An 11,915-nucleotide genomic window follows, 5' to 3' on the forward strand; every position below is an offset into this window, starting at 1 on the left:
CGTTTTTAACAATGCTTTTTACGTAAATAACTTATGTGTTTATTGTTAAAAATCAAAATACCAGTTAAATAAGTCGGTTCGAATTCCAAAATTCAACCAAACGGTATTGTTTTTAAAAGTAGAAACCGTTTCTGCTTCTGGATCAAAATTTCTAAAAGTAATATCTGCAAAAACTTTTAAATTGGTTGCCGAGTTTACCAAGTACCCTGCTTGCAAATTACCGTTAAAGGTTTTTGCTTTTATACCCTGCCCGATTTTAACACCGGTATCAAAAGGTCTATCATTATAATTTCTATATATATCCCCTCCATAACTAAAATTATCTGTTCCATCATTATAATCCAGCCCCCTTACACCAAAGATAACTTTAGCATTTGCGAACCAACGTTTGTAATGGTATCGCCCAATAACGATAGCCTCAGAAAAATTGGCGCCCCATAAATGAGCCATAGATTGATTATTGTGCGCATAGTTAAGCACCATAGTATTGTGAGAGTATGTATAAGGCCTTATTCTATTGTATTCCACCTGAAGCATTAAGTTATCAACAGTAAAAGCATTAAAGTATTTAATGCCTAATTGATATCCAAATTTATTCTTCCAGCTCTTTTCACCTCCTTTGATATCGCTAAGCGAAAACTCATCCAATATAAACTGGCTGTACAAGTTTATATTGTCATGCCACTTATATTTTGCCGATGCTCCAAGCAGTGCATTTCCAGCACCTTGTCCGCTTTCAAATTCAATGGCCCTATAAAACACAATAGGGTTCAAATAATTAATATCAAATCCTCTATTATTACTGTTCGTCCAAACTACAGACTCAAACAATCCTATATTTAAACGTTTTGAAACATTCCAGCTTAAGTAATGGTTCGCTATATACTTTGTTAAAAACGCCTTGTCTTCAGTAGCTTCAGGCCTCACGTCTTTTAACCACATCCAAGTATTGGTATATTTTATTTTCCAGAATTTCGTGTTGAGTTTGAAAAAAGTATGCGGACTGGCAACATCGCTTAAAAACAAAGACCGATAACCGTCTCCTATAAAGTTTTTGCCATGCCCAAATTGAACATTGATGAATTTTGCAGGGGCATAAGACATATACGCTTCCGCTACTGGATAATCATAAGCATCTTCTTTAAATCGTTTTGCAATACCACGTCCAGGAACAATAGCTGGATCTGGACCAAAGGCTTTCAGGCTTTCAGAATACCGATTCACATAATCTGCAAAACGTCCCTGACTCTCAAACACAGAGGTGTGAAAATTAAAGTTTTTACCTAAGCCGCCATTTATTATCAGTCCTCGCGTATTATTATAAGTAGCTCCAATCTCGGAGTCTGAACCCAATTGCAAATCTAAGATAGGGTCTACAGAAAACCAATAATCTTTTCCTTCCAACTGTACTAAATGCTCATTCCATAGTTTTCTACTTAACCACGTTTCACTTGATTTATCCAATGTTTTTTTTTCTGCTTCGAAATCGTAATACGTTGCCACTTCTTCATACAAAAAAGGTTTTGAAGCGGTATGGCTATTTGTTCCCATGAGATTTAAACTTCTATCGAATTTAGAATAATCTCCGTGAACAAAGGGAATGTTTAATTGACTGGAATAAGCACGATTCGAAAAGGGTTGTAGAGCAGAATTCACTTTATCGAACTCTGCTTTAGCTTCTTGTTCCAGTTTAGAAACCGCTGGTGAAGTGTCCACCTCTCGAGATGGCGTGCTTTGATTTTCCAAAGGAATTTTTATAGCTATGGAGTATTGTTTAAATACGGGACGACCATTATATGTACCAGGTTGTATTTTTGGAAACTCACCAAACACTTTTCTGGTTTCTGCTTCTAAATCATCATACATAGCATCTACATACATCACCTTAAACACCCCGCTTGTATCCACTTCAAAAAGAACTATGACCTCCCCTTTATAGTTAGAATCTTTAATTTTATCGGGGACTTGGAAACCATTAAAAACATGCTCGAATACCTGTTTATCAAAACAAGTCTTTAGAGAATGTACATCTAAACTATCACAGTTTGAAAAAACAGGTGGCTTTTCATAGTGCTCATTTTGAGCATAAATTGCTGCATGCAGCAACAGTAGGAGCAATACAACGAATTGCTTCATAAGATAAAAGTAGATTTAAATTTCTTGCGAAAGATAGTATATTTTATTTAGTCAGGTCTTGACTTATGCATAACAATAGATTTCAGTTTTTATCAGCATCTCTATTTTTTTTTGAATTCATTACCAAAAAAAGAAACCCCCGATACAGTGTTTGTAAAGGGGGTTTTATAGTTTTCTTTTTTTTCTTTAGGAAAGTAAAAAAAGGATTTAATCTTGTACTTGGAAAACGATAGGTAACGAATAAGGTACGGTTACAGCTTTCCCTCTTTGTTTTCCTGGCTTCATTTTAGGTAATAAATTGACAACTCTGGCAGCTTCTTTTTCCAGTCCTGGATGTGGAGCTCTAGCACGAACACCTGTAATACTACCTGTTTTATCTATTTTAAAGATTACGTTAATACGCTGTCTTCCAGACAAACCTAATTCACTAGCTAATTCCGTATTGAACTTTTTACCAATAAACTTAGTAATCTCTTCCGACATACAGTTTTTCTTAGCCTCATTTGTTTTTTCTTTCTCACAACCTGGAAATACTGGCACATTTTCAATAACAGCAAAAGGCACCTCAATATCCTCTTCTACCTCAGCAACTTGAACTTCTTGAACTTTTACAACAATTTCTTCTTTTTGATCTGTCTCGGTAGACTCGATAACTGTTTCTTCAATTTCAATTTCATCCTCAACAATCTCAATAACTTCAGGAGCTGCTGGTGGTGGTGGCGGTGGCGGTGGTGTTTGCAACTGTTGTGTAATAGGTATTTCCTCCTCAAACTCATCCTCGAGGTTTAAAGACCCTATATCAATTGCTTCTTTATCGTAGGTTTTGTAATTAATAGCATAGTTGGTTAAAAATAACATCAGTGCTAAACCGATGGCAAAATAAAGCGAACTGTTTCTTCCAACATTTGCTTTAGGACTTTTCTTGGCTTCCATAATTTATTCGTTTTCTAGATTGCTAAAATAACTATTTATTTCTCAAAAAAGCAAGCGTTTATAATTTTTTAATATTCTTAAAATTATAAAAACTCAATGCAACAACAGCTAACAATGCGCCAAGGGTATTAGCCATCATATCGTATATATCAAACGACCTAACTGTTGTTAAAGCTCCTTGTAATACTTCAATAAATATGCCAAAAGAGACTGATATAATAAAAACATATTTTAAAGCCTTTGTTTTTTTATAATTAAAATTATAAAAAAAAGCCAACACCCATAAAATGGTCAACACAAAGTAAGCTGAAAAATGAAATATTTTATCAGCAAAAGATATCTTTATGCTTGGCAGGCCTCTTAAGTTTATTAAGCTTGCTGTAGTTAACAAAGCAGTATACGCTACTGCAGATAAAATCCAAAAATACTTAAGCACCCACAAGAGATTTATAAGCATCGGCAGACATTAAGCCATCCACTTCAGAAAGATTCGAGCATTTTAATTTAATCATCCAACCTTCTCCGTAAGGGTCGGTGTTTACCTTTTCAGGGGCATCCTCCAATCCTTCATTAAATTCTATAATCTCACCAGATAATGGTAAAAAAAGATCTGATACTGTTTTCACAGCCTCTACTGTTCCAAAAATGGCATCAGCCTCAAGTGTTTCGTCCACGGTTTCCACTTCTACATAAACGATATCCCCTAGTTCACTTTGTGCAAAATCGGTAATTCCAATGGTGGCAACATCACCTTCAATACTAACCCATTCATGATCTTTCGTATATTTTAATTCTGATGGTATATTCATTTTTTTTATTAATTAGTTATATGACAAATGTATTTATTCCTACTATAAATTCAAATAATAAGACTGTTAATTACCAAAGTTATAACGTATAGTAATTCCTGAACGAATACTGGTTTGCGGAAATGCCGTAGATATGGCATACTCTGAAAACGTGTAATCGAAATAGAAGATACCTGTTAGGTTTTTACTAAATGCATAATCTGCAGAATATTTAACACCCCAAATGGTTTGCCCTGTGGTAACTTGATTGTTTTCTAAATCTAAATACCTGATTATGGTCTTATTATCTCTTATCGATACATCTGCTTTCATGTTCAAATCACTAACTATCCTTTGTCTTGGTCCTGCCAATTGGGAGCGAATATGCACATCTTTAATTCTATAGCCTAAGCCTAAAACATATTCTTTACCTTGCACTTCTGTCATTAAATTATTATCAAAACTAAGCGACAGCAATCGGTCCTTCTTAATTTCGGCTAAAATCTTAACAGAATTCATCATTTCAAAATCAATTCTGATAAGCGGGCTGAACATTTCTGTTAAATTGACATTACTAAACAAGGTTTCATTTTTATAATTCCCCGATTGGTCTTTAACACTTTGAGACTGGTTATCATAGTCTAAATTAAAGTTAGGCGCCGTATAATCTAAATTGGATTGAAATTGATTAATGGTATATAAAGAGCGATACCCGTGTGTTAATGAAAACCTTTTAAAATGCTTTTTAAACCAGTTAAACTTCATCAAGCCTGTATATTTCATATCCCAATTAGGAATTGGAACATCTCTAAAAGCAGTGAGCTTAACTTTATCTGCATCCTGACCAGTGTATGCTGCAAGAAAAGATGGCAATAACACTTTCTGACTGTTCTTGCCGAAGCCTTTTGGGTAGCCTTGTGCATCTATATTCACCGGATTATTCAAATCGATACCTGCTTCTTGTGCGATGCGATAAGCCACTTTTATTCTATTAGCTCTAAAATCGTTAAAGGCATCACTTACGTTCTCATCACTTTTATTAAAAGCCGTTTTGATCAATATGGTGGAAATATTAAAATTTCCAAACGTATTTGGACTTAAGGCCACGTATTGATTATCGTTATTAACATCTATACGGTAGTTTTCGGCATAATTCCTAAAATAAGAACGATTCCCTATAATATCAATTTTAAAATCTCTGGCAGGCTCTATACTTGCTGAAACATCCAGTTGTTTGGTCTGGGTCTCTGTATATTGCTGATTAAAATCTTGATAATAAGTAAGCCAGCCCTTTCTTGCCGCCAAATCCCTAACATCACTCTGACTACCAAACGTATAGCCTACACTGGGTTTAAAAGTACCAACAAGCCCAGGTGTTCTAGTATAACCAGGCAAAAAGGTTCCATTATTTTCGCTGTAATTAATCTGTATTCTTTTTATGCTTGTTAAAGCATCAATTCCAACATTCAATAGTTTTGATCCCGAGAGCGTGTTCTTTTGGGGCTTTGCGCTGTTAGCATCTCCAGCTGGAGCCAAGCCTTGTGGTGTGCTTCTAGGTCGCACCGTGGTTCTTCTTACCGTCTTTTTAGTAAGACCTAAATACCTATACAACTTAGTCATATCCAGATTGGTATTCAAATTATGGACATTAGCATTTTGAACGGTATTCCCTAAATCGTAAGTTTCTCCATCCAATTCAATATTCCCATACAAATCAGACCCTTTCTGCCATTGGAAATCTCCACTATACTGATAGGTCGCATCGATAAAACTAAGCGTGGGGATTTTACTTAAAGGTAATCTATAGGTAATGCCCAAATTTTGGGACTGCCTGTTAGGGTCTCCAAAATCAAAAAACCCATCCCACACATCCAAATCAGCATCCTGCTCACCGTTTATAATATTATCTTTAAAATAATTTCTAACAATATTATTATTAGATGCGGCGAAGTTTAACTGCAATGATTTTGTAATATTATAATTTATAGCATATTGAAAATCAAAAGTATAATTTCTTCTAAAAAGCTCCTCTATTCCAATATTATCGCCACCCAAATCTATTTCTCTAAATTTCTGTTTATTAAACTGCCTATTAAAATCGGTATTGAGTGTAAAACTTGCAGGCAATAGGTTTAAATTGAAGTCTTTTAATATTTTCCAATATTTCCCAGTGAACAACGAATCGTTTTTCTTAAAAGGCTCTATAGTTACAGGGTTGAAATTATAAGCATAATTCGCACCCACCCGAACGGTTTTATTTGTAGCATTTTCTATTTCGAAATCACGATGTTCTACTTTATTATACGAGTAATTTAAAGTTAGATTCTCTACATCGTAAAATCTTGGCTTTGCTTCACCTGTCCTGATTTTTCTTACCCCAATAAAATTAATACTTTGCCGCTTGGTATAGTCTTCAGAGTTTTGTTTGATCGTTTCTTTTTCAGAAGCCGAACTTGCAGCATCTAAACGAGAGTCTAATGTCAGGTCTTTATAATACTGATCGTATTTTGGTGTAACCAACTCTTCACTTTGCGCATAGTTAAATGGTAACTGAATGCCCCATTTCTTAGGTAACAACTGCCCCAGATTAACATTGGTTACCACATCATACTGTTGCACATCTTCTAAAGCACGCTGACTTGGCCCTTGTTCAATGCCTCCAAATCCAGACGTGCTTTTGTTTCCTGTAGCACTGATACTTGCAAAATCTGCCAAATTGGTATCCATACTTAAAACCGCAGCCCAGCCGCCATCATTATCCAAGTCTGACAACCGCAACTCATTAAACCACACTTCGCCACAGATGTCATTTCTAGAAGTCGTGTTTTTAACCCCTACCATCAAGCTTCGTATATCGCCAAAATTAGGATTTCCTTTTATCGCGACACGCTGCTGGCCTATAGTATATGGCGAGAATTCTGGAACTGAAGTTTCATTTATTTGACCATCAACAACATCATAAAATGTAGGAGTATCATTGGATAACGTCATATTAGAAATGCCTAATGCTTTCATTTTAGACAACACCTCCATAGATAAATTGATTTCATTTTCTTCGGGCCAAAGCGCCTCTCTTGAAACTCCTGTAGATACTTTTAAAGGTATTTCTATTTGATAATAATTTTGTGTTAAATCACTACCCATTCGAATAAACCCAACCAACTCTTTATCTGTAAGTGTTCCTGTGTCTTCATTGCCTGCATGCATAAACATTCTTATACGTTTATACTGGCGCATATCAATATTGATGTTTTTATAAACCGCACGGGCATCTTGCGATTCTAAATTACAGACTTTTGCAACTAAAGATTGCTCATTTTGTCGTACTACCGTATTATTGTTGAATAATTCTTCAGGCTCAACACTTGGAGGGCTTTTATAACTGCCTTCATTTTCTATAGTACCGATAACACCAATTGAAAAATCAGTAATATCATCGGCAGGATTATCTTTATTAGCTTCTAAAGTTTGTGTAAAACGTCTCCAATCGCTGCGCACCAAATCTAGCGAACCAAAACGAAATATTGTGCTTTCTGTAAATTCTTTAAGATACATTCTAGCAAAGCGCACAGATCTTAAATCAGCTATATCATTTACGGCTTTCACATGGCTGCCTTGTACAGGAATTCTAAATTGATACCACCGTACGTTTTTGGTTTCGCCGTTTGCTAAACTACGCGGTCTGTCTTTAAAGTCTCTTAAAAATTCCTTTAACGGATTTGAATCTGGAATATTATTAAAACTATTTTGATCAACCGGTAAGTTTTGTCTTGTTATCTCCAGCTCATATTCAAAATAGCTATCAATCGTGTTCATGGTATTGTCGCGATTAATATCCTCTACATCGGGTTGTGTATTAGACCCTCTGTCGGTATTAGAAAAGGTATCAGGTGTATTACCCTCAACCCCGTTATATTTTTTATAGCGTTCAAAAATACCGCCTTCAGCATTTAAAAAATAAGCATAATTATCTCGAGAGGGATCGTCTCCAAAACCTGTTCCAAAACGAGCTATCTCTTCATCATCATTAATACCATCATACCCTACATCTTGATTTTTACGTTCTTGCCCTTTAGAATCAAAAGCATAAACTAAAGATTGATTTTGAGGCACTACAGTACCCCACTCTGTGGTTTGCAACAAACTCACATCGCCATCTTTTGGCAAACCGTTTTCGTACAGCTTTCTACCGTCTTTAACAATGTCTTCTGAAATATCTCCAAGATTAAAAACCAATTTACCACCAGGATTACTAGGGTTTTCCTGAAAAGGATCTTGCAACCAAAATTCAATATACTCTACATTCGCCTGCTCCAAATCTGTAGAGGTTAATGCCCGTGTGATACCCGCCCATGCTTGACTTGCGTTTAGAATGGTATTGCCATTAGTATTATTGGGATTAAAATTATAAGGCCCTCTTTCTTTAGGATAAAATGCCAGGTCTAAGGTATTTAATACCGATTGTTGGCCTTGCACTAAATCTCTATTTGGAAACAATTCGTTTATAAACACGCGGCTTGTGTACAGGCTAGACATGTCTTCATCTGTCATACCTTTAGGGCGTTGACTACTATAAAAAATAGGATCGATGTTGTACCAATTAAGCATGGCCCGGTCAAAACCATTTTGAATCCCAATTTCATCTTCACCATCTTGGCCAGGATAAACACGTCCTAATCCTAAAGGCCTGCTTGACATGTGCCAAGACTGTTGCGAACTTAAATCGATAGCATTTTGTGACCCTTCAAAATCATCTACGTACGATGTAGACTCGCCATTGAAATTCGTTCTTTTTGGCGCCCCAGGTGCTAAATAAGCAAACTCGCCACGAAAAGAAATATTTGAAGGCACATCTGTATCTATATTTGGTAATTTATTTACCAATCGTGTTAAAAAAGGGACTTCACTAGCGTAATTTCCATTCACACCAAAAATCGTATTATTTATAGACTCTGTGCCGTAATTCGCTTTTTGTGTGATGGGCCGTTCATTTAAGTTTAAAAGGGTGGCACCTAAAAGAAAATTCTCATTAAACTTATGTTCAACGTTTAAACCTGTAAAGCGTTTGGTTTGCTGCCCAAATACCGCGTTATTTTCTGTAGAAACCTCTATAGGTGTGTTTGAAGCTTTTAAAGCCTCGTCTAGAATTTGCACACGTCCTAATTGATAATCCACGGTATAATCAATACCTTCTACCAAAAGTCGGCCACCAGCAGTCACCTTTACAGACCCCCGAGCTACATTAAATGCACCGATGGGAATCCCGTCGCTTCCTTCAGACTTATACTGTCCTTTTAATTGAAATTTGTTTTTTTCTATTTCCTGCAATGCCGCAGTTTTAGTTTGCTTATAAAGAATATCATAAACATACTTCTCCTGATTGGCGTTGTAAGTGGTATTATCATTATAGTTTTCGGAAGCACTTAAGGATAGTTTTTCAAAAAGATATGCACCAAAAGGCTCGGCACTGGTAAAAACAATTTTCCCATTTTGTGGAATTACGGTAATGCCTGGAACGAAGTCAAAAAAACCATCGCCATTGGATTGCGGATCGTTATTAAAATTAAGTTTGTCTAGATTAAAAAACCTTAATAACGGAACCTCCCTAATAGGCAAGTCATCATTCGTATTGGACGTAAAGTTATCAAATGGTGGAAAAGGTGTACCCGTAACCGGGGTTATAAAGTTTAACGGCGTGTTTTCATTATAAAAAATATTCAGTTTAAAATCATCCTGACTTAATTGATACGCCCCCGTATCATAAATATTTTTCATCATCAAATTCCAAATCGGTTGGTTTACGTTGGTAATACTGCTTTTTAACAATTTCACAACCAAGTTACTGTTCACTACAGAAGTTACTTGCCCAGAACTATTCGTGGAAACATTTGTAGCATCTACACCATCATTTGCAAACTCACCTACTTGATATACTTTTCCTCCAACAGTGTATTGAAAGGCTACCGCCAACACCTCATCGTTATTTAAGCGCTGATTTAAAGAAACATAACCCAACTCTGCATTTAAAGTATACTCTTGTCCGCTAATCAGTTTTCGGGCATTTTCGATTTTAGCATAATCTGCACCCTCTTTAACAATAGAAGACAACGCTCCAAACCCTTGCTGTACGGTAGCCACATCTCTAATAGCATTATTAAGCACAGAACCAGAACCTATGGCCGTAGGGTCATAATCATTATTGGTATTGTCTGGCAATCCACTAGGTTTGTTTAAAAACCCACTAGGCAACGGGTCTAGTAAAAAATTATCGTTATCAGCATTTCCGGGATCATAAACAGATTCTCCTAAATCCTGAAGAGCAACAACATTCCTTACGTTATCCGTTCTATTACTTCTATTGGTTACCCATACTTCCAGACGTGTAATTTGCAAACCCTTTGTATTTAAATACGGATAGGTTTTTAAAGCCTCGTCGTAAGAATCCCTAAAGTACTGTGCTAAGAAATAATGTCGGTTTTCATCATAATCTCGTATAAACAACTCAAACTCCTGTAGTGTGCCGCCCCCTTGAGCTACTACTGTTGTAGCTTGCGATTTCTGTTCAGAAAACACACCTGTAACCGTTGTTTTTCCAAACTGCAATTGAGTTTTTACCCCAAACAAACTCTGTGCTCCCGTGATTAAAGAGCTGTTTAAAGGCATACTTACATTACCAACTTCTATTTTTTGAATTATAGAATCTTCGCCACCACCAGCCGTGGGATCATATTCTAATTTTACTAACTGTTGAAAATCAAATGTAGATTGGGTGTCATAATTAGCAGTTACCTGAAGTCTAGTTCCCACCTTACCCATTAAGCTTAAGCTGATGCGCTGATCAAAATCAAAATTAAAATTACTTCTATTTTTAGGTGAAAATGAAGGGTTGTCCTGCTTAGAAAATAAAACCCCTAAATCCATTTCTACAGACCCTTGAGGAACAACCTGAATAGTATCACCTCCAAAAATAGATCTAAAAAGTCCAGACCTTACATAGAAATCTGGCAATAAGTTCTTTTGCTCTTCTTCTGCTCCTTCTTTTTTACCGTCAAAAGCATCTATTTTTTGTTTATAATACGCTTTAAGATTTTCTTTTGCCACCAGTTCATGGTATTCTTTTGGTGTTAAAATAATAGGATAATCAATATTGAAATTCCCTACCTTTTGAGTGTAAATGTATCGATCGATAACAGGGTCGTAGGTATATTTAGCTTCAACACTATTAGGGTCTGGTATTTTCATATAACCCAAATCAAAACCTGTTTCTAAAGAGTCTTGAGGTATAGGTTCTTGTGCTAAAAGACCTGTAGAAAACAATAAACCAATAATAGTCAATAGAACATTCCGATTGCGCGTAGCAGCATAACATCTTTTAAAACTTTTAAAAAAAACAAGGCGAATTAATCTATTCAAAATCTATTATAGGTTTTTTAAAGCTAATTTAATAATGTTTTCAACCGTGGCTTCTGGTTGCGAAACCATAATTTTATCTACAACGCGTTCGGCTTGTTTTTTTACAAATCCTAATACTTCTAATGCAGATAACGCTTCATCTTTATTCGTATTGTTCTTTGAAACAGAAACCTCATCAATATCATATATTTTGAGGATTTTATCTTTCAAATCGATTATCACACGTTGAGCTGTTTTAGCACCAATACCTTTTATGGATTGAATCAAGGCCACATCGCCAGTAGCAATACCTTCTCGAACCTGTTTAGGTGTTAAAGACGACAGCATGGTACGAGCAATACTAGGCCCAATACCACTTACGGAAATTAAGAGCTTGAATATTTCACGTTCTGCAGTAGAAGAGAAACCATATAGCGTATGGCCATCTTCTTTAATTTGAAGATGTGTGTATAATTTTAGGTGGTCTTGATCAGGAATTTGTGAATAGGTATGTAGTGAAATGTTCAATACATAGCCTACACCGTTACAATCAATAACAACATCTGTTGGATTTTTTTCTACAAGTTCCCCTTGAATATGTGTTATCATCTAATACAGTTGGTTTTACGACCAAATGTAAGGAATTTATTTGCATCTCAAATACAT

Annotated in this window: 6 protein-coding genes; all 6 read right to left on the minus strand. The window is 35.8% G+C overall.

What is annotated here, in order from left to right:
- Positions 1 to 45: 45 nt before the first annotated feature.
- The 6 genes from remB to ruvA all read right to left on the minus strand — a co-directional run bounded on the left by remB (position 46) and on the right by ruvA (position 11,858).
- Positions 46 to 2,136, minus strand: coding sequence for a gliding motility outer membrane protein RemB (gene remB, locus ACFFU9_RS05705; protein ID WP_379860430.1), 2,091 nt, complete (start codon positions 2,134 to 2,136; stop codon positions 46 to 48).
- Positions 2,137 to 2,343: 207 nt separating this feature from the next.
- Positions 2,344 to 3,069, minus strand: a complete 726-nt coding sequence (locus tag ACFFU9_RS05710; protein WP_379860431.1) for an energy transducer TonB — start codon at positions 3,067 to 3,069, stop codon at positions 2,344 to 2,346.
- Positions 3,070 to 3,127: 58 nt separating this feature from the next.
- Positions 3,128 to 3,505, minus strand: coding sequence for a VanZ family protein (locus ACFFU9_RS05715; RefSeq protein ID WP_379860432.1), 378 nt, complete (start codon positions 3,503 to 3,505; stop codon positions 3,128 to 3,130).
- Positions 3,498 to 3,878, minus strand: a complete 381-nt coding sequence (gene gcvH / locus ACFFU9_RS05720) for a glycine cleavage system protein GcvH (protein WP_379860433.1) — start codon at positions 3,876 to 3,878, stop codon at positions 3,498 to 3,500. Before gcvH ends, ACFFU9_RS05715 begins: the two co-directional genes overlap by 8 nt.
- Before the next feature lie 66 nt (positions 3,879 to 3,944).
- Positions 3,945 to 11,192 carry a T9SS outer membrane translocon Sov/SprA gene (sov, locus tag ACFFU9_RS05725; protein WP_379860467.1) on the minus strand — a complete coding sequence of 2,416 codons (7,248 nt, stop codon included), beginning with the start codon at positions 11,190 to 11,192 and terminating at the stop codon, positions 3,945 to 3,947.
- Positions 11,193 to 11,276: 84 nt separating this feature from the next.
- Entirely contained in the window at positions 11,277 to 11,858 is a 582-nt protein-coding gene (gene ruvA / locus ACFFU9_RS05730; protein ID WP_379860434.1) for a Holliday junction branch migration protein RuvA, read from the minus strand.
- Positions 11,859 to 11,915 lie beyond the last annotated feature (57 nt).

This window comes from Mariniflexile ostreae (assembly GCF_042427585.1).
GTDB lineage: Bacteria > Bacteroidota > Bacteroidia > Flavobacteriales > Flavobacteriaceae > Pseudalgibacter > Pseudalgibacter ostreae.

What these genes read in the sequence shown, in the direction of transcription:
- remB (WP_379860430.1), bottom strand. Translation starts at nt 2,136, where the DNA reads ATGAAGCAATTCGTTGTATTGCTCCTACTGTTGCTGCATGCAGCAATT.
- ACFFU9_RS05710 (WP_379860431.1), bottom strand. Translation starts at nt 3,069, where the DNA reads ATGGAAGCCAAGAAAAGTCCTAAAGCAAATGTTGGAAGAAACAGTTCG.
- gcvH (WP_379860433.1), bottom strand. Translation starts at nt 3,878, where the DNA reads ATGAATATACCATCAGAATTAAAATATACGAAAGATCATGAATGGGTT.
- ruvA (WP_379860434.1), bottom strand. Translation starts at nt 11,858, where the DNA reads ATGATAACACATATTCAAGGGGAACTTGTAGAAAAAAATCCAACAGAT.